We start from the raw sequence: 22115 nt of genomic DNA on the forward strand, positions 1-22115 counted from the left end.
TGCTGATCCCGCTGAGCATGGTCCTGCTCAGCGGGATCAGCATCAGCAGGATGTTCATGGCGCAGGCTCCGTCACGACGCGGCCTCGACCGGAGTGGCCGGTGCCAGGCGGGCGGGCTGCACCGGTGCGACCCGCGCCAGGCGCAGGGCGTTGAGGGTGACCACCAGCGAGGAGGCGGCCATGCCCAGCGCGGCCAGCCATGGCGTGACCAGGCCGGCGGCGGCCAGCGGCAGCGCCAGCAGGTTGTAGGCCACCGACCAGCCCAGGTTCTGGCGGATGATGCGGCCGGTGCGGCGCGCCAGCGCGAGCGCGGCGGGGATGCGGCGCAGGCCGCCGCCGGTGGTGACCAGGTCCGCGGCGCGATGCGCCAGCGGGGCGCCTTCGCCCATCGCGATGGAGACGTCGGCGCCGGCCAGCACCGGTGCGTCGTTGAGGCCGTCGCCGACCATCGCCACGGTCCGGCCCTGCGCCTGCAGGCCGTGGACCAGCGCCAGCTTGTCCTCCGGCGACTGCCGGGCGTGGACCGCGTCGATGCCCAGGGCGGCGGCCATGCGTCGTACCGCCGCCTCGCCGTCGCCGCTGGCCAGGTGCAGGCGCAGGGCCTGCGCGCGCAGCTCGCCCAGGGCGTCGGCGGCGTCGTCGCGGGCGCGTTCCTCGAGCGCGAAGCGGGCCAGCGCGCGTTCGCCATCGCCCAGCCACAGCGCGCCGTCGTCGGCGCGGCCGGCGGCGAAGTCGGCGCGGCCCAGCCGCCAGTGACGCCCTTCGACCACCCCTTGCACCCCGCGACCGGGAACTGCCTCGACCTGCGTGGCCGGCGGCGGCGCTGCGCAGCGGCGTGCGAACGCGGCCGCCAGCGGATGGCCGCTGTCGCGTTCCAGCGCCGCCGCGATCCGCAGCGCGCGCGCTTCGGCGTCGCCGTCGCCGTCCGTGCCGTCCGTGCCGTCCGCGCCGTCCGCGCCGAAGCATTCGATGCTGGCCAGCACCGGGCGGCCGTCGCTGAGCGTGCCGGTCTTGTCGAACACGATGTCGGTGGCGCGGCCCAGCGTGTCCAGCGCGTCCGGGCGCAGCGCGAGCAGGCCGATCTTCGCCAGCGCGCCATGCGCGGCGGCCAGCGCCGCCGGCACCGACAGCGACAGCGCGCAGGGGCAGCTGATCACCAGCAGGGCCAGGGTGACTTCCAGCGCGCGCGAAGGCTCGTGGTGCCACCACCAGGCGAACACCGCCACGGTCACCGGCAGCAGGCCGAGCACGAAGCGGCTGCCGACGCGGTCGGCCGCGCGTGCCAGCGACGGGCGGTGCGCCTGCGCCTGCTCCACCAGCCGCGCGAGCTGCGAGAGGCGGGTGGCCGCGCCGGTGCAGGTCACCGCCAGCCGTGCCGGCCGCTCGCGGCAGACGGTTCCGGCATAGACCGCGTCGCCAGCGAGCTTGCGCACCGGCGCCGATTCGCCGGTGAGCAGCGCTTCCTCGAACCAGGCCTCGGCCTCGAGCAGGGTTCCGTCGGCCGGCACCGCGTCGCCGGCGGCGACGCGGACGACGTCGCCGGCCTGCAGCGCGGCCATCGGCACGGTTTCGCGGCCGCCATCGGCCAGTTCGCGGGTGGCGAACGCCGGGCGCGCGCGCGCCAGCGCGTCGACCTGGGCGCTGGCCACGCTGCGCGCGCGCTGTTCGAGCATGCGCGCGGCCAGCAGCAGGAACACGAACATCACCGCCGCGTCGTACCACACGTGCGGGCCGCCGCGGATGGTCTCGAACAGGCTGGCGAAGTAGGCCAGCAGGGTCGAGCCGGCGATCAGCACGTCCATGCCCAGGCGGCGTTCGCGCAGTTCGCGCATCGCCCCGGACAGGAACGGCCAGCCGGAATAGAACACCACCGGCGTGCACAGCAGGAAGGTCAGCCAGCGGAAGAAATCGCGCGTGGCCACCGGCATGGTGCTGTTGAAGTCCAGGTACAGCGCCTCGGCCAGCATCATCGCCTGCAGCGTGCCCAACCCGGCGATGCCCAGGCGCAGCAGCCAGCGCCGGCGTTCGCGGGTGCGCGCGCGTTCCAACGCTTCGCTGCCAGCCAGGTACGGCCGGTAACCGAGCATGGCCAGCCGCCGCAGCGGCGCCGACAGCGCGGTGCGCGCCGGATCCCAGGCGATGCGGATGCGGCCGGTGATCGCGTTGGCGCCGCAGTCCAGCACGCCCGGTTCGCGGCGCAGGGCGCGGTCTATCAGCCAGGCGCAGGCGGCGCAGCGCATGCCGTCGGTGAGCAGGGTGATTTCGCGCCCGCCTTCCACCGCGCGGCTGTGCCCGGCCTGGACGTCGTCGCGGTCCCATACCGACAGGTCGGGCAGGTCGTCGCCGACGCGTGCGCTGCCGCGGTTGCCGCCACTGGCGTCGCGCAGGCGGTAATAGCCTTCCAGCTCGGCGCCGGCGATCCATTCGGCGGCGGCGGCGCAGCCCTGGCAGCAGAACCGGCGCGGGCGTCCTTCGAAGGCCTGCACCACCGGGTGCGCGGGCAGCGACTCGCCGCAGTGGTGGCAGGTGCCGCTGGCGGCGGCCACGGACGCTTCGCGCATGGCCAGGTCGGTAGGCATCGCGCGCTCAGCCGCTCCCGCCCAGCAGCGGCGCCAGGCGCGCGGCGTGCTGCTGTTTCGGCAGGCGCCCGTGCAGGCGCCAGCTGCCGTCGGCGGCGCGCAGCTGCCCCACCCAGTCGTGGCCCGGATCGACCGCCTGCTGCGTGCGCCAGCCCGGTCCTTCCGGCGGCAACTCCAGGCGCAGGTCATCGGCCTGGCGGGTGGGATGTTCGAGCAGCAGCTGCAGCGGCTGCCCGCGGGTGAACTCGCCGGTGGCCGGCAGCACTTCGACGATGCCGTCTTCCACCCGCAGCACCGCGCTCAGGCCCCGCCTGCCGGCAACTTCGTCCGGGCCCAGGTCGGTGGTCTGGATCTGCGATACGCGCCGCACCGGGTCGGAGACGCTGTCGGCGCCGCCGGTGTGCGTGGCGACCACGACCAGACCGACGCCGGCGACGATCGACAGCAGCGGCAGGCCGATCACCAGCCACATCACCGGATTGCTCCAGTTGGACCGGCGCGGCGTGGGGGATTGGTCGTTGTTTTCGTTCATGGGCTCGGTCCGAAGAAACTGCTCTCGATGACGCGGCGGTCGCGCCCGTCCTCGCTTTCGACCACGAAGCGGATCGCGTGGCGCCCGCCGGCGCCCTCGTCGGCGAGCACGCTCATGGACACCGGCAGCACCTGCTCGGGACCGGCCTCGACCAGCGCCGGTGCCGACAGGCTCAGGCCGGCGTCGGCCGGTTCCAGCACGATGCGGAAGCGGCGTGTCTGCTGGCTCTTGTTGATCAGCTTGAGCGTGTAGTCGTTGGCCACGCCGTCGGCGGTCTCGCGGTACAGCGCGTTGCGGTCGCGCAGCACTTCGGCGATCAGCTCGCTGCGGTGGGTCACGCCCCAGCCCCAGGCGCCGAGCAGGCCCAGCAGCAGCAGGCCGTAGACGAAGATGCGCGGGCGCAGCACGCGGGTGGACTTGCCGTCGATCGCGTTCTGGGTGGAATAGCGGATCAGGCCACGCGGGTAGCCCATCTTGTCCATCACTTCGTCGCAGGCGTCGATGCAGGCGCCGCAGGCGATGCACTCGTACTGCAGGCCGTTGCGGATGTCGATGCCGGTCGGGCAGACCTGCACGCAGATGGTGCAGTCGATGCAGTCGCCCAGTTCCTCGTAGGCGAACTTCGGCAGCGGCTCGGGCTTCTCGCCGGCACCGCCCAGGGTGATCGTGCCGTGCGCCTGCAGCCGGTTGTCGGCGGCGGTCGGGTGCGCGCTGGCGCGGAACACGTAGTCGTAGGCGGTCTTCGGGTCGAGCAGGCCGCGCGCGCGCTCGAGCACGCCACCGAGGCCGCGCTTGCGCGGGCCGCGCGGTTCGCCACGCATCGGGTCGTAGGCGATCAGCAGGGTGTTGCGGTCGAACATCGCGCTCTGGAAGCGCGCGTACGGGCACATGTACTTGCACACCTGCTCGCGCAGGAAGCCGGCATTGCCCCAGGTGGCCAGCGCGTAGAACAGCACCCAGAAGATCTCCCAGCCGCCCCAGGAGAACGGCACCAGGCGTGCGCCCAGGTCGGCGATCGGGGTGAAGAAGCCGACGAAGGTGAAGCCGGTCCACAGCGCGAACACCGCCCACAGCGCGTGCTTGGCGCCCTTGCGCAGCACCTTGTCGCGGGTCCACGGGCCGGCGTCGAGCTTCATTCGCCTGCCGCGGTCGCCCTCGGTCCAGCGCTCCATCCACAGGAACACCTCGGTCCACACCGTCTGCGGGCAGGCGTAGCCGCAGAACAGGCGGCCGGCCAGCGCGGTGAAGAAGAACAGCGCCATCGCCGCGATGATCAGCAGCAGCGCCAGGAACAGGAAGTCCTGCGGCCAGAACACCAGCCCGAACACGTAGAACTTGCGCGCCGGCAGGTCGAACAGCACCGCCTGGCGGCCGTCCCAGGACAGCCACGGGAACAGATAGAACATGCCCAGCAGCCACACCACGGCCGCCACCCGCAGGCGGTTGTAGCGGCCGGACACGTCGCGCGGGTAGACCTTGCGCTCGCTGACGTAGAACGAATTGCCCTGGTCGTCGATGACGTCCAGCGGGATGCGCTTGCTCATGGCTGCCGTCCTGGCTTCGGCGTGGCGCACGGATGCGCGAAGGTGCCGTGGCGGTGGGATTCGGTTGCGGTCATCGGCTCGGGCTCGTCCGCGCCACGCGGCGCAGCGGTGGGATCCTCCGGACCTCCCAGTATCGGCTGCCGGTGGCCGCGCGGACAGACGACAAATTGTCGCAGGGCCGCGGCGGCGGGCCGGTCACTCCGGCGGCAGGGCGCGGTTGAAGCGGCTGGACGGGCGCAGCAGGATCCAGGTGAACAGGCTCGAGGACGCGGTGGCCAGCCAGAACATGAAGAAGCCCAGCGTGTAGCCGAGCTCGCGGGTCAACGGCAGGTCGGGGAAGGTCAGGTCGCGCAGCGCCAGCGGGTCGACGAAGGCGAAGAACACCATCGTCGCCACGCCGGCGGCGAAGAAGCTGGGCCAGGCAACCGCCCCGATCCGCTGCGCGAGCGGGCGGGGCGGGTGGTCGAAGCGCGGCTCGCTGAAATCGGTCACTGGCTGGCCTGTGGGCTCCCGGTACCGGTCGCATTATGCGACAGCGACCAGACATAGGCGGCGACCAGGCGCGCGCGGGTCTCGCCGAGCAGCTCGCGATGCGCCGGCATGCTGCCGTGGCGGCCGTGCAGGATGGTCTGGCGCAGGCTCTCGCGGCTGCTGCCGTACATCCAGTAGGCGTCGGTCAGGTCCGGCGCGCCGAGGTCGGTGTTGCCGCTGCCGTCCACGCCGTGGCAGGCCGCGCACACGCCCTCGTACAGCTTGCGGCCCTGCGCGGCCATGAAGTTGTTCTGCAGCGAGTCCGGGTCCGACAGCGTGCGCACGTAGGCCACGGTGTAGTCCACCGCCTCAGGGCCACCCATGCCGGTCAGCACCGTGCCCCACTCGGGCATGATGCCCTCGCGGCCGTCCAGCACCGTCTGCAGGATCTGCTCCGGTGCGCCGCCCCAGTGCCAGATCTCGTCGGTCAGGTTCGGGTAGCCGACCGCGCCCTGGCCGCTGGAGCCGTGGCAGGTGGCGCAGGTGTTGCTGAAGATCGAGCGGCCCAGCTGCACGGCCGTCGGATCCTGCGCCAGCGTGTCGATCGCCTGCCCGGCGAAGGGCGCGAAGGTCTTCTCCAGCTTGGCGTCCTCGACCGCCTTGGCGGCCGCGTGCTCCTTGTTGGAGGTCCAGCCGCTGTAGCCGGGGATCGCGCCGAGCCCGCCGAACCAGAACAGGTAGCCGATCGCGAAGGCGATGGTCAGGTAGAACAGGTTGATCCACCACTTCGGCAGCGGCTTGTTGTACTCGGTGATGTCGCCGTCCCAGACATGGGAGGTGTCGTCCGGCTTGGGATCGCCCGGGCGGCGGCGCGCGGTCCACCACAGCAGCGCGAGGTAGCCGAAGATGTTGATCGCCACCAGGACGATGACGTACCAGGTCCATCCTCTAGTCATGCCACGTTCCCCTTGTCCTGGCCGGCTTCGCCGTCGTCCAGCGGCAACCGCGCCGCCTCGTCGAACGCCTGCTTGCGTTTCGGGCTCCAGGCCCAGATCCAGCTGCCGATGAACAGCACCAGCAGCGCCGCGGTCACGATCCCGCCGATCATGGCTGGCCTCCGCGCGGTGCGTGCCGGCCCAGCGCCTGCAGGTACGCGACCACCGCGTCGAGCTCGGTCTTGCCCTCCACGTCGGTCGCGGCCTGGGCGATCTGCTCGTCGCTGTACGGGTCGCCCAGGGCCTTGAGCGCGGTCATGCGCCTGGCTACCTTGGCGCCGTCCACGTCGTTCTTCTCCAGCCACGGGAAGCTGGGCATGTTCGATTCGGGGACCACGTCGCGCGGGTTGATCAGGTGCACGCGGTGCCAGTCGTCGGAGTAGCGGCCGCCGACCCGGGCCAGGTCCGGCCCGGTGCGCTTGGAGCCCCACTGGAACGGGCGGTCGTAGACCGACTCGCCGGCCAGCGAGTAGTGGCCGTAGCGCTCGGTCTCGAAGCGCAGGGTGCGGACCATCTGCGAGTGGCAGTTGTAGCAGCCTTCGCGCACGTAGATGTCGCGGCCGGCCAACTGCAGCGCCGGGTACGGCTCGACCCCTTCCAGCGGCTCGATCGCCTCGGCCTGGAACATCAGCGGCACGATCTGGGCCAGGCCGCCGAAGGAGATGGCGACCGCGATCAGGACCGCCATCAGGCCGACGTTCTTCTCGATCTTCTCGTGGGGATTGGGCGTGTGTTCGCTCATGGAGACCTCAGGCGCGCGCTTGCGAGGGGTCGACCGGCAGCAGCGGCTGCGCGGCGATCGCGGGGGCGGTGCGGTAGGTGCGCACCACGTTCCAGGCCATCACGCCCATGCCGGCCAGCACCAGCAGGCCGCCGCCCAGGCGGATCAGGTAGTACGGATAGGTCACGTTGAGCGCCTCGACGAAGCTGTAGGTCAGGGTGCCGTCGTCGTTGGTGGCGCGCCACATCAGGCCCTGCATCACCCCGGCGATCCACATCGAGGCGATGTAGAACACCACGCCCAGGGTGTGCATCCAGAAGTGCAGGTCGATGGCCTTGACCGAATGCATCTGCTCGCGGCCCAGCAGGCGCGGCATCAGCGAGTAGATCGAGCCGATCGAGATCATCGCCACCCAGCCCAGCGCGCCGGCGTGGACGTGGCCCACGGTCCAGTCGGTGTAGTGGGACAGCGAGTTGACCGTCTTGATCGACATCATCGGCCCCTCGAAGGTGGCGATCATGTAGAACGACACGGCCACGATCAGGAACTTCAGGATCGGGTCGGTGCGCAGCTTGTACCAGACGCCGGACAGGGTCATCACGCCGTTGATCGCGCCGCCCCACGAGGGTGCCAGCAGGATCAGCGAGAACACCATGCCCAGCGACTGCGCCCAGTCCGGCAGCGCGGTGTACAGCAGGTGGTGCGGGCCGGCCCACATGTACACGGCGATCAGCGCCCAGAAGTGCACGATCGACAGGCGGTAGGAGTAGATCGGACGCTGCGCCTGCTTGGGCACGAAGTAGTACATCATGCCGAGGAAGCCGGCGGTGAGCAGGAACCCGACCGCGTTGTGGCCGTACCACCACTGCACCATCGCGTCGACCGCGCCGCTGTACACCGGGTAGGACTTGTCCCAGCCAGCCGGGATGGCGATGTTGTTGACGATGTGCAGCAGGGCGATGGCGAGGATGTAGCCGCCGTAGAACCAGTTGGCCACGTAGATGTGCTTGACCCGGCGCTTGGCGATCGTGCCGAAGAACAGCACCGCGTACGCCACCCACACCACGGTGATCAGCAGGTCGATCGGCCATTCCAGCTCGGCGTACTCCTTGCCCTGGGTCAGGCCCAGCGGCAGGGTGATGGCCGCGGCCACGATCACCAGCTGCCAGCCCCAGAACACGAACGCGGCCAGCCTGTCGGAGATCAGCCGCGCATGGCAGGTGCGCTGGACCACGTGCAGGCTGGTGGCGAACAGCGCGCTGCCGCCGAAGGCGAAGATCACCGCGTTGGTGTGCAGCGGCCGCAGCCGGCCGTAGCCCAGCCACGGGATGCCCTCGCCCAGCGTCGGCCAGTACAGCTGGGCGGCGATGATCACGCCCACCAGCATGCCCACGATGCCCCAGACCACGGTCATCACCGCGAACTGGCGCACCACCTTGTCGTTGTAAGTCCCCTGCACGCTTTGCATGCGGTCCGTTCCTCAGTCTGAACGGGGGAATCTTCGCCCCCGCGGGGTTGTCCGGGCATTGATCGCAATCAATGCCCCGCCGGTGTTGCCGGGTTACCCAGTGCAGACTGGCCGTACTTCCGCCTGTCGGAGCGGAGGGGGACCGCCTGCCCGCCTGCCGGCGCTGGGTTAGCCCACGGGGACAAGCATAGGCCGTTCATGGGCGGTTGTGGCTTGGACCTTATGTCCAAGCCGGCCGGGATGGGGACTGCAACCCCGGGGCTGTATCTTCGGGGCACCCCACGGACGCGGAGACAGCAACGGCATGAGCACCTACGCCCTGGAGGCCGTGTTCCGGCCCAAATCGGTCGCCGTGGTCGGCGCCAGCCCGCGCGAGCGTTCGGTCGGCCGGGCGGTGGTCCGCAACCTGCGCGAGGCCGGTTTTGCCGGCCCGGTCGGCTTGGTCAACCCGAAATACCGCCAGATCGACGGCACCCCGGCGGTGGCGCGGCTGGCCGACCTGCCGTTCCAGCCCGAACTGGTGGTGATCTCGACCCCGGCTGCGACCGTGCCCGGGGTGGTCGCCGAGGCGGTGGCGGTCGGCGCGCGCGCGGCGGTGGTGGTGACCGCCGGGCTGGGCCAGGGGCCGGGTTCGCTGCTGGAGAAGCTGCGCGACATCGCCCGCCCGGCCGGCCTGCGCATCGTCGGCCCCAACTGCCTGGGGGTGATGGCGCCGCATGCCGGGCTCAACGTCAGCTTCGGCGCGCGCAGCCCGCTGCCGGGCGACCTGGCGCTGGTGTCGCAGTCCGGGGCGATCGCCTCCGGCCTGGTCGAATGGGGCGCGGCGCGCTCGATCGGCTTTTCCGCGGTGGTCTCGCTGGGCGACGCCCTGGACGTGGATTTCGGCGACCTGCTGGACTGGTTCGCGCAGGACCCGAAGACCCGCGCGATCCTGCTCTACATCGAATCGGTCCGTGACGCGCGCAAGTTCATGTCCGCCGCGCGCGCGGCCGCGCGCGCCAAGCCGGTGGTGGTGGTCAAGTCCGGCCGCCACGAGCAGGGGGCGCGGGCCGCCGCTACCCACACTGGTGCGCTCGCCGGGTCCGATGCGGTCTACGACGCGGCCTTCCGCCGCGCCGGCCTGCTGCGGGTGCTGGCGCTGGACGAACTGTTCGCCGCCACCGAGACCCTGGGCCACCTGCGCAGCGCGCCGGGCCGGCGGCTGTCGATCCTGACCAACGGCGGCGGCATCGGCGTGCTGGCGGTGGACCGGCTGGTCGACATGGGCGGGACCCTGGCGGCGCTGGACGAGGCTACGGTGCAGCGGCTGGACGCGGCGCTGCCGCCGACCTGGTCGCGCTCCAACCCGCTGGACATCGTCGGCGACGCCGATGCGGCGCGCTACACGACCGCGCTGGAGGCGCTGCTGGAGGACCGCAGCAACGACGCGGTGCTGGTGATGAACGTGCCCACCGCGCTGTCCTCCTCCGAGGAAGCGGCCAGGGCCGTGGCCGGGGTGCTGGCGCGGCGGCCGCGGCCGGGCGCGGGCAAGCCGGTGCTCGGGGTGTGGCTGGGCGGCAAGCCGCAGGCGATCGCCACGCTCGACGCCGCCGGCGTGCCCACCTACGCCACCGAGGCCGACGCGGTGCGCGGTTTCATGTACCTGGTGCGCCACCGCGAGGCGCAGCAGGCGCTGATGGAAACGCCGCCGAGCCTGCCCGAGGATTTCGCGGTCGACAGCGCCGCCGCGCAGGCGGTGGTGGACGGCGCCCTGGCCGAGGGCCGGCGCTGGCTGGATCCGCTGGAGGTGACAGCGGTGCTGCAGGCCTACGGCATCCCGATCACCCCGGCGGTGCTGGCGCCGGACCCGGAGGCGGCGGTGGCCGCGGCCGCGCCGATGCTGGCCAAGGGCGATCCGGTGGCGCTGAAGATCCTCTCGCCCGACATCGTGCACAAGTCCGACGTCGGCGGCGTGCGCCTGAACCTGGCCAGCGAGGCGGCGGTGCGCGAGGCGGCGGCCGGCATCCTCGAACGCGCGCGCCAGGCGCGGCCGGACGCGCGCATCGACGGCGTGATGGTGCAGCCGATGATCACCCGGCCCAAGGCGCGCGAACTGATCTGCGGCCTGGCCGACGACGCCACCTTCGGCCCGGTGGTGGTGTTCGGCCGCGGCGGCACCGCGGTGGAGGTGATCGACGACAAGGCGCTGGCGCTGCCGCCGCTGGACCTGCGCCTGGCCCACGACCTGATCTCGCGCACGCGGGTGTCGCGGATCCTCAAGGCCTACCGCGACGTGCCCGCCGCCGACGAGCGTGCGGTGGCGCTGGTGCTGGTCAAGCTGGCGCAGCTGGCCGCCGACATCCCGCAGGTGCGCGAACTGGACATCAACCCGCTGCTGGCCGACAAGGACGGCGTGGTCGCGGTCGACGCGCGCGTGGCGATCGCCCCGTACGACGGCCCGGTGCAGAAGGGCCCGTGGCATTCGCGCTTCGTGGTGCGGCCGTATCCGAAGGAATGGGAGCGCACGGTCGCGTTGCCGCACGAGCGGCGCATGTTCGTGCGCCCGGTGCGGCCGGAGGACGAGGCGCTGTTCCTGGAGTTCTTCGCCAAGGTGAGCGACGAGGACCTGCGCCTGCGCTTCTTCTCGGCGGTGCGGCACTTCAGCCACGAATTCGTCGCCCGCCTGACCCAGCTCGACTACGCCCGCTCGATCGCGCTGGTGGCGATCGACCCGGACAACGGGCAGATGCTCGGCGCGGTGCGCCTGCTGGCCGACGCCAACTACGAGCGCGGCGAGTACGGGATCCTGGTGCGCTCGGACCTGAAGGGCTACGGCATCGGCTGGAAGCTGATGGAGATCATGATCGAGTACGCCGGCACGATCGGATTGAAGGCGGTGGAAGGCCAGGTGCTGCGCGAGAACTCGACGATGCTGGCGATGTGCCGGCAGCTCGGCTTCCGCATCCGCCCCGACGCCGAGGATCCGACGCTGATGGACGTGAGCCTGGAGGTGGGCAAAAAGGGGACGGAGGCAATTAAGCCTGCTTAATTGCCTCCGTCCCCTTTTTGCTCTAGGTAGATCCGCGTAGGCGCGGCCAAGTGGAATCACGGATTTGCAGGGCGGCGGCGGCGGGCAATGATCGCGGCGGGATCGCCCCGGCAGCGCCGGGGCCTGGAATGAAAGGAGGCGAAATGCACGGCAATACCGTATCGAATGCGCTTGGCCACGGCCGGTTCCACCAGAATGGATCCGGCGGCCGCGCCAGCCCGGGACGCCCGCGCTGGCTGGGCCTGGTGGGGCTGGCGCTGCTCGCCGCCTGCGCCCGCCCGGCGTCCGATGCCCCGGGGTCCGGCGTGGCGCCCACCAACGCGGAGCTGCGCGCGATCGCGCGCGAGGCCTACATCTACGGCTTCCCGATGGTGGACAGCTACCGGATCCAGCATTCCTACTTCGTCGATACGGCCAACCCCGAGTACAAGGGCCCGTGGAACCAGGTCCACAACGTGGCGCGCGTGTTCACGCCGCAGGACAAGGCGATCCAGACGCCCAACTCGGACACGCCGTACTCCTTCCTCGGCGCGGACCTGCGCGCCGAGCCACTGGTGCTCAGCGTGCCGGCGATGGATCCGGGTCGTTACTACTCGTTGCAGTTCATAGACATGTACACCCACAACTTCGCCTACGTCGGCAGCCGCGCCACCGGCAACGACGCGGGCCACTTCCTGCTGGCCGGCCCCGGCTGGGACGGGGAGGTGCCGGAGGGGATCAAGTCTGTGATCCATTCCGAGACCGAACTGGCCTTCGTGCTCTACCGCACCCAGCTGTTCGGCGAGGACGACCTTGACGCGGTCAAACGGATCCAGGCCGGCTACCAGGTGCAGCCGCTGTCGCAGTTCGCCGGCACCGCCGCGCCGGAGCCGCTGCAGCCGGTGGACTTCCCGGCGCCGTTGTCGCCCGGGGCGCAGAAGACCTCGCCGGAATTCTTCGCCCTGCTCAACTTCCTGCTGCAGCATGCGCCGACCCATCCGAGCGAGACCGCGCTCATGGAACGCTTCGCCCGCGCCGGCATCGGTGCAGGCAAGCCGTTCGACGTGGCATCGATGCCGGCCCCGCAGCGCCAGGCGCTGGAGGCCGGCATGGCCGATGCGCTGGCGGAGTTCGCCCGCTTCAAGGCCGGGGAGATCGACACCGGCAAGCGCAGCAGCGCCGACGGCTTCGGCACGCGCGAGTTCCTCGACAACGACTACCTGGGACGTATGGCTTCGGCCATGCTCGGCATCTACGGGAACTCGAAAGAGGAGGCCAACTACCCGGCCTACTTCGTCGATTCCGAAGGCCGGCCGCTGGACGGGACGGGCAACCGCTACACGGTGCGGTTCGAACCCGGATCGCTGCCGCCGGTCAACTCGTTCTGGTCGCTGACCCTGTACGGCCTGCCGGAAAGCCTGCTGGTCGACAATCCGATCGACCGCTACCTGGTCAACTCGACGATGGAGCAGGGTCTGGTCCGCGACGCCGACGGCGGGATCACCCTGTACATCCAGAACGAATCACCCGGCAAGGAAAGGGAAGCCAACTGGCTGCCTGCGCCGGCCGGGCCGTTCTTCATGGTGATGCGCGAGTACTGGCCCAAGCCCGAGGCGCTGGACGGCTCATGGCAGGCGCCGCCGGCCGTGCGCTCGGCCGAATGAAACCTCCATCCGCAGATTTCCGCGAGGCATTCCCATGAAAACGATCCGTCCCACCCACGCCCTGCTCGCCACCGCGCTGGCGGCAGCCCTGTCCGCATGCACCGCGACCGTGGCACCGGATCCGGCGGCCAACGCGCCGGCACAGCCGACGGTGCAAGCCGCCTCCGCCGTGCCCGACCTGGACGACCCCTCGCGCCAGGTGCGGACGGCCGACGGCAGGATCCTGGTCACGCCGGACAACTTCATCCGCGCCGAGTCCGACACGTACATGGCCGCGCAGCTGAAGGACGGCGCGTTCGGCAAGTTCCACCACACCCGCACGCCGGCTTCGGTCGACCACCAGCCGATCATCCGGCTCAACCGCGACACGATCTATTCGGCGGCGATCTTCGACCTGGACGCCGGCCCGGTCACCGTCACCCTGCCCGATGCCGGCTCGCGTTTCATGTCGATGCTGCTGATCAACCAGGACCACTTCAATCCGGCCGTGATCTACGAGCCCGGCCCGCACACGCTGACCCGCGAGGACGTCGGCACGCGCTACGTCATGGTGGGCATCCGCACACTGGCCAATCCCGACGACCCGGAGGACCTGAAGCTGGCCCAGGCCCTGCAGGACGCGATCACGGTGGAGCAGCCCGGCGGGCCGGGCACCTTCGAGATCCCGGACTGGGATCCGGCCAGCCAGAAGAGGGTCCGCGACGCGTTGCTGGCCCTGTCCGGCACCATCCCCGACCTGCGCTACGCGGCCGGGCCGGACGCCGCTTCGGTCGATCCGGTGCGGCGCATTGCCGCGGCGGCCTCGGGCTGGGGCCTGAACCCGGACAAGGATGCGGTCTACCTGAACGTGTTCCCGGAAAGGAACGACGGCAAGACGCCGTACCGGCTGGTGGTCGGCGACGTGCCGGTGGATGCGTTCTGGTCGGTCGCGGTCTACAACGCCGAGGGCTTCTACCAGCCCAATGACCTCAATGCCTACTCGATCAACAGCGTCACCGGCCAGAAGGGCGAGGACGGTTCGATCACCCTGCAGTTCGGCGACTGCACCGCGCAGACGCCCAACTGCCTGCCGATCACCGAAGGCTGGAACTACATGGTCCGCCTGTACCGGCCGCGCCAGGAGATCCTCGACGGCAGCTGGTCGTTCCCGGTGGCCGAGCCGCTGCAGTAGCTGCGCGCGCGGCAATGCGTTGGGCTGCGGATCCGGGGCCAGGGACGGTTCCCGGACCGTCCGCGGCGGCCCGCTCCAGGCCGCCGCCACGCACTCAGAAGCCCAGCACCTTGACCCCGACCTCGATGCTGAAGTCGCCCGGGCGCTCGCTGCCTGCCAGCACGGTCGGCTTGGCGTAGAGCTGTGCCAGCCCGCCGAACGCGTGCCCGACCGAACGGCCGAAAGTGACCGCCAGGCCGGCGAACTGGCGATCGTTCTCCCAGTCGAAGTTGAGCGAAGGATCGACGGTCACGAACCAGTGCGGGTCGGCGAGCCTGGGCACGTAGTAGAAGTCGAACGTGGTGATGTCCACCTCGGCCCGCTGCCGATCCCCGCCCAGGTCGAAGCTGTGCACGAGCGCAGGCGCGAAGATGCCGTGGGGCAGGAACCGGGCGTAAATGAAGGTGCCCTTGAACACGTCGCGACCACCGCCGAGCTCGGGGCGCGCGCCGGTGTCCAGGACCAGTTCGCCCTGCGCGACCATGCCGCGCTGCCGGGTGAGTCCGAACACGTGCGTGCCCATCACGGTCACGTCGCCGAGGCCGAAACCGTCGTTGCCGGCCATGTCGTTGCGCACCACCGGAACGCGCAGGCGCAGGCTGTAGTCCTGCTTCGCCCCGAAAGGCAGGGTCAGGTCCAGCCGCGGTGCATGCCGCGAGATGTCCGGGGCCAGGTCGTTGTACTCGTAGGCCAGCACGGCGGTGGTGGTCAGCCGGGTAGGATCGGTGCCGTTGTTCGGGGCATCCGCGGCAGGTTGGCCCTCCTGCGCCTGGGCGGCCGATACGAGCGTGCTGGCAAGTGCAAGGCACAAGGCCATGCAGCCCCTCGACGACGGGCGCCGGATGCGGCGCAGCGCGGCTGGCCGTGCCGTGACCCGAGGGCGATGGCTGCGATCCAACGGGCTTGTTGGGGGATACCCGGGTCATCGCGGAACGTGCACATCTCTGGGTCCATGCCTTCTCCTTGCGGCAGCCATGCGCGCCGACGACCGGTCGCGCCCCGGAGAAGGGTCGTCCGCGCACGCGCGCGCTGTAAATGCAGGGAAGTACGTAGATGGGCCTGCGCAATGGGGCGTACAGGGCGCACGTGGCCCCTGCAGCAACGTCGCGCGGGACCGCCCCCAGTGGCTAGTACGGCGGTGAAGTGGCTCCGTGTGGCGCCTGCAGCAGTCCGAGCCTGAGCGCCTGGTTGACCAGGGCGATGCTGGTGCTGACGCCGAGCAGCTTCATGATCGAATGGCGGTGGGTGTCCACCGTGCGTACCGAGATGGCCAGTGCCTCGGCGATCTCGCGCGAGCGCTGGCCCTCGGCGATCATCCTGAGGATGCGCGACTGCTGCGGGGTCAGGCGCGGCACCGGCACCTGGCCGAGGGCCTGGTCCCACAGCGGACGGCTCACCCAGCTGCGTCCGGCCAGAACCTCGTCCAGCGCTTGGATCAGGTCCTCGCCGCTTTCGCCCTTGAGCAGGTAGCCGCGGGCGCCCTGGGCCAGGGCCTCGCGCACCACCACCGGTTCGGCGTGCACGCTCATGAAGACGAAGTCCGTTTCCATGCCTTCCGCGCGGATGCGGCGCAGCACCTCGATGCCGCTCAGGCCGGGCATGCTGATGTCGGCCAGGACGATGTCCGGCCGGTGGCTGCGGATCGAATCGAGCAGCGCATGGCCGTCGCCAAGCACCGCGACCACCTCGAAACGCCCGCCGATGAAGACATGGATCGCATCGGCCATCATCCGGTGGTCGTCCGCGATCAGGAGCGTCGGTTTTCGGGTACGGGTCATGCCATCCGTTCCAGTCTCACGCATATCCGTGTGCCTCCAGCCGAATCGTCGGAAATGATGTCCAGTGCCGCGCCGATGTGCCTGCAGCGCTCGCGCATGCTGAGCAGGCCAAGCCCGGCGTCGGGGTTGGCGCCGGCCGCGTCGAAGCCACGGCCGTCGTCGCCGACTTCCAGGTAGAGCCCCGAGCGGTCCTCGCCCAGCCGGAACTGCAGGGTCGCCGGCTGGCCATGCTCGATGGCGTTGCGCGCCGCCTCCTGCGCGATCCGGAACAGATGCAGGGCGACGTCCTCGCCGGGCTCGGTGCTGATCGGGGCCAGGTCCAGCTCGACCTGGCCGTGCCAGTGGCGGCCGATCTCGCTGGCCAGCGCCTGCAGCGCGGCGGGCAGTCCGGCCTGCGAGACCGCCGACGGGTGGAGCTGGCGGGAAATGGTGCGGACCTCGTCGAGTACATCGAGCAGGTTGCTCCTGACGTCCTCGATGGATTGCGTGGAGCAGTCCGCGGCGTGGGCCGGCAGGTTGCCCAGGGTGAACGCCGCCAGCGCGATGCGCTGGCCGATCGAATCGTGCAGCTCGCGCGAAACGCTGGCCCGTTCCTCTTCCTGGCGCCTGATGGCCAGCGCCGCGGTCTCGGCGAGCAGGGCCTGCGCCGACCTGGAGCTCTGCACCATGAGCGACAGGGCCTGGATGACGAAGCCGATGGCGATGATCGACCATTGCAGGATCTGGGTGTTGACCAGGCCGATGTCGCTGCGGTTCGGCAGGTCCATGTGGATCGCGGCCACCGTGGCCGGCGTCATCGACACCACGAACGTGGCGCATATCCCGAATGGTGCGAGCCGGAGCACCGACAGCACCAGCAGCGGGATGGTGGAGAACACCAGCGCCGGAAGCCGGTTCGTGCTGTCGGGAAGCGTGTTCCAGAGGAATGCCGCCAGCAGCAGGTTGGCTGCGCAGAACAGAACGGTCCACTGGACCTCGCGTCCGGCCTGGCCACGATCCAGGCCCAGGAACGCCCTCCCTTCGATCAGCAGTGGCGCCACCATCGCTGCTGCGGCGGCGAAGCAGGGGACCGAAAGGAACCAGATCTCCGGGAAAAGCTCTAGCCGGTGCTTGGTGGAAAGGATGATGTACACCGCCCATGCCGTTCCGGCCATCGGGAACAGCAGGACCGCGACCAGGTAGTAGCGGAACAGGTCGCCCATCTGGCCGAACAGGCGCTCGCCGCGCAGCGGGAAGCGCAGCATCACCCCGGTGGCCAGCAGCAGCGCGACCAGCCCGGCGTAGCCGCAGGCGGCCTGTACGGACAGGCCGTCGCGCAGCTGGAAAGCAAGCGCGCCGCCCACGCCCAGCGCACCCAGGGCCACGGGCCAGCGGCGCCGCGGGAGGATGGCCATGAATGCGAGCGCTAACGCTCCCGGGAACCACAGTGCCGTGGTTCCGACCGGGCGGACCCACAGGAAAAAAGACAGCAGCTGTGCGACCAGTCCCGCCGCACACGCCCCCAGCGGTACGATCAGTGGCTGCAGCCACGTGCGCTTCAACGGCGAGATATCCATTCGCCTCCGAGCCTGCGTTCGGTCGTCGCTTCCCCAGTGCGGTCCCTGCACCCCGACGGCCGGTTGCGGCGATTCTACAGGCCCGGGCGCCACCCGTCCGTGCCGCGGTGCTGCACGCGCGCGGCCAGTTGCCGTTCGTGCGGTGCAGCGGCAGGCGAGGCGATCCCTACAACGTGGCTGCAGGCACGCGCACGCTGCCTTGCATCAGGATCCGGGCACTGCGGCTCATCACCGCGCGGGTTACCGACCACTGCCCGTCCACCAGCGCCACGGTGGCCCCCACGCGCAGCGTTCCGGAGGGATGGCCGAAGCGGACCACGTCGCGCGCGCCGCCACCGGCGGCGAGATTGACCAGCGTTCCCGGCACCGCGGCGGCGGCGGCGATGGCGACCGAAGCGGTGCCCATCATCGCGTGGTGCAGCTTGCCCATCGACATCGCGCGCACGTTGAGGTCGATGTCCTCCGCGGCGATGGCCTTGCCGCTGGATGCGGCGTAGGCGCGTGGAGGGGCGACGATCGCGACCTTCGGAGTGTGCTGCCGGGTTGCGGCTTCGGCGGCCGTGCGGATCAGGCCCATGCGCAGCGCACCGGCCACGCGCACCGCTTCGAGGCGGGCCAGCGCAGCGGTGTCGCCGTTGATCGCCGGCTGTAGTTCGGTGCCGTCGTAGCCCAGGTCGGCGGCGTTGACGAACACGGTCGGGATGCCGGCGGTGATCAGCGTCGCCGGCAGCGTGCCGACGCCGGCCACCTCGAGCGTGTCGACCACCTGGCCGGTGGGGAACATCGCGCCGCCCGCGTCGCCTTCGCCATCGTCGGCCGGATCGAGGAACTCCAGCACGATCTCCGCGGCCGGGAAGGTCACCCCGTCCAGTTCGAAATCGCCGTCCTCCTGCACCTGGCCGCCGCTCACCGGTACGTGCGCCAGGATGGTCTTGCCGATGTTGGCCTGCCAGATCCGCACCGTGCACACGCCCTCGGCCGGCACGCGCGCCGGATCGACGTAACCGGCATGGATCGCGAACGCACCGGCGGCGGTGGAGAGGTTGCCGCAATTGCCCGACCAGTCGACGAAGTCGGCGTCGATCGAGACCTGGCCGTAGAGGTAGTCCACGTCGTGGCCGGGACGGCTGCTGGGCGAAACGATCACGCACTTGCTGGTGCTGGAGGTCGCTCCACCCATGCCGTCGGTCTGCTTGCCGTACGGGTCGGGCGAGCCGATCACCCGCTGCAGCAGGCGGTCGCGTGCCGGGCCGGGCACCTGCGCGGCCGGCGGCAGGTCCTCGAGGCGGAAGAACACGCCCTTGGAGGTGCCGCCGCGCATGTAGGTGGCGGGGATGCGGAGCTGCGGGAGTGCGGTCATTGCGGGGTTCCGGGATGCCTGGAGTTACAGGAGGCCGAGCTGGGCCGGCGGCGGCTCGGAAGACGCGCGCAGCGGCCAGGCTTCGACCACGTCGTAGCGGTAATCCTTGCCGCGGCCGGCGGCCTCGACCAGTTCGATGGTGTCGACCTGCCAGGCAAGCGGGCCGAACCGGAGCGGTTCGATCGCACGACTGGCGTTGTAGCTGATGGTGACGTGCGGGCGGTGGCCCTGGGTTTCGACCAGGCCCTGGGCTCGCAGCTGGGCGCGCACGGCCGCCGACAGCTGGCCCAGGCCCTCCGGACGGCCTGCGGAAGGCACGAAGCGCCAGTGGATGCGGCCCGGCTCCGGTCCGGAGCTTTCCAGGCGGTCCAGGCGCATCTCGAAGCCTTCCGCCACCACCGCGGCGCAGGCGCGCCGCATCGCCTCGCGCGCTTCCGGCGGATGCAGGTCAGACACGGTCTGGTGCCAGTTGCGCGGCGGATACAGCGCGCCGCCCAGCAGCGCGTCCACTCCGGCATCGCGCAGCACGCCCAGTCCCGCGTCCCGAAGTGGCTGCGGAACGCGCAACATGACGAACAGCTCGCCGGGCCGGGCCACCTCAGGCCGCCTTCGCCGCCTCGAGGAAATCCTGGGCGAAGCGCTGCAGCACGCCGCCGGCTTCGTAGATCGACACTTCCTCGGCGGTATCCAGGCGGCAGGTGACCGGCACTTCCACGCGCTCGCCGTCGCGGCGGTGGATGACCAGGGTGAGGTCGGCGCGCGGTGCACGCGTGCCGACCACGTCGAAGGTCTCGCTGCCGTCGATGCCGTAGGTGTTGCGGTCCTCGCCCGGCCTGAACTCCAGCGGCAGCACGCCCATGCCGATCAGGTTGGTGCGGTGGATGCGCTCGAAGCCCTCGGCCACGATCGCCTCCACCCCGGCCAGGCGCACGCCCTTGGCGGCCCAGTCGCGCGAACTGCCCTGGCCGTAGTCGGCGCCGGCGATGATGACCAGCGGCTGGCGGCGTTCCATGTAGGCCTCGATCACTTCCCACATGCGCATGACCTGGCCTTCCGGTTCCAGCCGCGCCAGTGAACCCTGCTTCACGTTGCCGGAGTCGTCGCGCACCATCTCGTTGAGCAGCTTCGGGTTGGCGAAGGTCGCGCGCTGCGCGGTGAGGTGGTCGCCGCGATGGGTGGCGTAGGAATTGAAGTCCTCTTCCGGCAGGCCCATCTTCGCCAGGTATTCGCCGGCGGCGCTGGAGGCGAGGATCGCGTTGGAGGGCGACAGGTGGTCGGTGGTGATGTTGTCGCCCAGCACCGCCAGCGGGCGCATGCCGCGCAGCGTGCGCTCGCCGGCCAGCGCGCCTTCCCAGTACGGCGGGCGGCGGATGTAGGTGCTCTGCGGGCGCCAGTCGTACAGCGGCGCGACCGCACTACCGTGCTCCACGCGCACGTCGAACATCGGGCCGTAGACCTTGCGGAACTGCTCGGGCTTGACGCTGGCGCGGACGATCGCGTCGATCTCCTCGTCCGAAGGCCAGATGTCCTTGAGCGTGACCGGATTGCCGCCGGCATCGGTGCCCAGCACGTCCTTCTCGATGTCGAAGCGCACCGTGCCGGCGATCGCGTAGGCGATCACCAGCGGCGGCGAGGCCAGGAAGGCCTGCCTGGCGTACGGATGGATGCGGCCGTCGAAGTTGCGGTTGCCGCTGAGCACGGCCACCGAGTACAGGTCGCGTTCGACGATCTCCTGCTGGATCGCCGGGTCCAGCGCACCGCTCATGCCGTTGCAGGTGGTGCAGGCGAAACCGACGATGCCGAAGCCGAGCTGTTCCAGCTCGGGCAGCAGCCCCGATTCTTCCAGGTACAGCTGCACGGCCTTCGAGCCCGGGGCCAGCGAGGTCTTCACCCAGGGCTTGCGCAGCAGGCCGCGCGCATTCGCGTTGCGCGCCAGCAGGCCGGCGGCGATCACGTTGCGCGGGTTGGAGGTGTTGGTGCAGCTGGTGATCGCGGCGATGATCACCGCGCCATCGGGCAACAGGCCGCTGGCCTCTTCGGCGCGCGCGGCTTCCAGCTTGGCGCCGTCGGCGATGCCGCGCTCGGCCAGGGCGGTGGTCGGCAGCTTGCGGTGCGGGTTGGACGGGCCGGCCATGGTCCGCACCACCGAGGACAGGTCGAACTCCAGCACGCGCTCGTACTGCGCATCGCGCAGGTCGTCGGCCCACAGGCCGGCGGCCTTGGCATAGGTTTCGACCAGTTGCACCTGTTTTTCCTCGCGGCCGGTGAGGCGCAGGTAGTCCAGGGTCTGGCTGTCGATGTAGAACAGCGCGGCGGTGGCGCCGTACTCCGGGCACATGTTGGAGATGGTGGCGCGATCGCCGATCGTCAGCGCCGCAGCGCCCTCGCCGAAGAATTCCAGGTAGTGGCCGACCACCTTCTCGCGGCGCAGGAACTCGGTCAGCGCCAGGACCACGTCGGTGGCGGTGATGCCCGGCTGCGGGCGGCCGCTCAGCTTCACCCCGGTGATCTCGGGCAGGCGCATCCACGAGGCGCGGCCGAGCATCACGTTCTCCGCTTCCAGCCCGCCCACGCCCACCGCGATCACGCCCAGCGCGTCCACGTGCGGGGTGTGGCTGTCGGTGCCGACGCAGGTGTCGGGGAAGGCCACGCCGTCGCGGGTGTAGACCACCGGGGACATCTTCTCCAGGTTGATCTGGTGCATGATCCCGTTGCCCGGCGGGATCACTTCGACATTGCGGAACGCATGCCGGGTCCATTCGATGAAGTCGAAGCGGTCGGCGTTGCGGCGGTCCTCGATCGCGCGGTTCTTGGCGAACGCATCCGGGTCGTAGCCGCCGCATTCCACCGCCAGCGAGTGGTCGACGATCAGCTGCACCGGCACCACCGGATTGACCTGGGCCGGGTCGCCGCCCTGGTCGGCGATGGCGTCGCGCAGGCCGGCCAGGTCGACCAGCGCGGTCTGGCCGAGGATGTCGTGGCAGACCACGCGCACCGGGAACCAGGGGAAGTCGAGGTCGCGGCGGCGGTCGACCAGCTGCACCAGGTAGTCGCGCAGCTGCGCCGGGTCGGCGCAGCGCACCAGGTTCTCGGCGTGCACGCGCGCGGTATAGGAAAGCGTGGCCCAGGCGCCGGGACGGATCGCTTCGACCGCTTCGCGGGCGTCGAACCAGTGCAGGGACGTGCCGGGCAGGGACTTGCGGTGCTGGGTGTTCATGGCGGGCGTGGAT

General features: G+C 70.5%; 17 protein-coding genes. 3 read left to right on the plus strand and 14 right to left on the minus strand.

The window, feature by feature from the left end; all coding sequences use genetic code 11:
• Nucleotides 1–71: 71 nt before the first annotated feature.
• The 8 genes from CSC64_RS11905 to ccoN all read right to left on the minus strand — a co-directional run bounded on the left by CSC64_RS11905 (nt 72) and on the right by ccoN (nt 8310).
• A complete protein-coding gene (locus CSC64_RS11905; protein ID WP_162435546.1) occupies nt 72–2579 on the minus strand; it encodes a heavy metal translocating P-type ATPase in 2508 nt (835 codons plus the stop codon).
• Between the two features lie 7 nt (nt 2580–2586).
• Entirely contained in the window at nt 2587–3111 is a 525-nt protein-coding gene (locus tag CSC64_RS11910) for a FixH family protein (protein WP_162435547.1), read from the minus strand.
• Entirely contained in the window at nt 3108–4655 is a 1548-nt protein-coding gene (locus CSC64_RS11915) for a 4Fe-4S dicluster domain-containing protein (protein WP_162435548.1), read from the minus strand. The genes CSC64_RS11910 and CSC64_RS11915 overlap by 4 nt, the downstream gene beginning before the upstream one ends.
• 195 nt (nt 4656–4850) lie before the next feature.
• A complete protein-coding gene (locus tag CSC64_RS11920) occupies nt 4851–5147 on the minus strand; it encodes a hypothetical protein (protein WP_162435549.1) in 297 nt (98 codons plus the stop codon).
• Nucleotides 5144–6082 carry a cytochrome-c oxidase, cbb3-type subunit III gene (gene ccoP, locus CSC64_RS11925; protein ID WP_162435550.1) on the minus strand — a complete coding sequence of 313 codons (939 nt, stop codon included), beginning with the start codon at nt 6080–6082 and terminating at the stop codon, nt 5144–5146. Before ccoP ends, CSC64_RS11920 begins: the two co-directional genes overlap by 4 nt.
• Nucleotides 6079–6234, minus strand: a complete 156-nt coding sequence (locus CSC64_RS11930; protein ID WP_162435551.1) for a cbb3-type cytochrome oxidase subunit 3 — start codon at nt 6232–6234, stop codon at nt 6079–6081. Before CSC64_RS11930 ends, ccoP begins: the two co-directional genes overlap by 4 nt.
• Nucleotides 6231–6863 (minus strand): cytochrome-c oxidase, cbb3-type subunit II, encoded by a 633-nt coding sequence (ccoO, locus tag CSC64_RS11935; protein WP_162435552.1) that lies wholly within the window; start codon nt 6861–6863, stop codon nt 6231–6233. Before ccoO ends, CSC64_RS11930 begins: the two co-directional genes overlap by 4 nt.
• A 7-nt stretch (nt 6864–6870) precedes the next feature.
• On the minus strand, nt 6871–8310 hold the full coding sequence (gene ccoN, locus CSC64_RS11940; protein ID WP_162435553.1) for a cytochrome-c oxidase, cbb3-type subunit I: 1440 nt from the start codon (nt 8308–8310) through the stop codon (nt 6871–6873).
• A gap of 304 nt (nt 8311–8614) precedes the next feature.
• Between ccoN and CSC64_RS11945 the strand changes: the two genes are divergently transcribed.
• The 3 genes from CSC64_RS11945 to CSC64_RS11955 all read left to right on the plus strand — a co-directional run bounded on the left by CSC64_RS11945 (nt 8615) and on the right by CSC64_RS11955 (nt 14152).
• Nucleotides 8615–11338 carry a bifunctional acetate--CoA ligase family protein/GNAT family N-acetyltransferase gene (locus tag CSC64_RS11945; protein WP_162435554.1) on the plus strand — a complete coding sequence of 908 codons (2724 nt, stop codon included), beginning with the start codon at nt 8615–8617 and terminating at the stop codon, nt 11336–11338.
• 143 nt (nt 11339–11481) lie between these two features.
• A complete protein-coding gene (locus CSC64_RS11950) occupies nt 11482–12981 on the plus strand; it encodes a DUF1254 domain-containing protein (protein ID WP_162435555.1) in 1500 nt (499 codons plus the stop codon).
• Between the two features lie 34 nt (nt 12982–13015).
• Nucleotides 13016–14152 (plus strand): DUF1214 domain-containing protein, encoded by a 1137-nt coding sequence (locus CSC64_RS11955; RefSeq protein ID WP_162435556.1) that lies wholly within the window; start codon nt 13016–13018, stop codon nt 14150–14152.
• 94 nt (nt 14153–14246) lie between these two features.
• On the opposite strand, the gene CSC64_RS11960 is transcribed toward CSC64_RS11955, so the two are convergent.
• The 6 genes from CSC64_RS11960 to acnD form a co-directional block, all read right to left on the minus strand.
• The gene (locus tag CSC64_RS11960; RefSeq protein WP_162435557.1) at nt 14247–15008 is read right to left on the minus strand and encodes a hypothetical protein; all 762 of its coding nucleotides are present in this window, start codon (nt 15006–15008) and stop codon (nt 14247–14249) included.
• 310 nt (nt 15009–15318) lie between these two features.
• Complete coding sequence (locus CSC64_RS11965) at nt 15319–15969, minus strand: response regulator (protein WP_162435558.1); 651 nt, start codon at nt 15967–15969, stop codon at nt 15319–15321.
• Complete coding sequence (locus CSC64_RS11970; RefSeq protein WP_162435559.1) at nt 15966–17363, minus strand: sensor histidine kinase; 1398 nt, start codon at nt 17361–17363, stop codon at nt 15966–15968. The genes CSC64_RS11965 and CSC64_RS11970 overlap by 4 nt, the downstream gene beginning before the upstream one ends.
• 328 nt (nt 17364–17691) lie before the next feature.
• On the minus strand, nt 17692–18885 hold the full coding sequence (gene prpF, locus CSC64_RS11975) for a 2-methylaconitate cis-trans isomerase PrpF (protein ID WP_162435560.1): 1194 nt from the start codon (nt 18883–18885) through the stop codon (nt 17692–17694).
• Nucleotides 18886–18909: 24 nt separating this feature from the next.
• Nucleotides 18910–19455: a 2'-5' RNA ligase family protein gene (locus CSC64_RS11980; protein WP_238390028.1), complete on the minus strand. Its 546-nt coding sequence runs from the start codon at nt 19453–19455 to the stop codon at nt 18910–18912.
• Nucleotides 19456–19483: 28 nt separating this feature from the next.
• A complete protein-coding gene (gene acnD / locus CSC64_RS11985; RefSeq protein ID WP_162435562.1) occupies nt 19484–22102 on the minus strand; it encodes a Fe/S-dependent 2-methylisocitrate dehydratase AcnD in 2619 nt (872 codons plus the stop codon).
• Nucleotides 22103–22115 lie beyond the last annotated feature (13 nt).

The organism is Pseudoxanthomonas koreensis (assembly GCF_010093225.1).
Classification (GTDB): Bacteria; Pseudomonadota; Gammaproteobacteria; order Xanthomonadales; family Xanthomonadaceae; genus Pseudoxanthomonas; species Pseudoxanthomonas koreensis.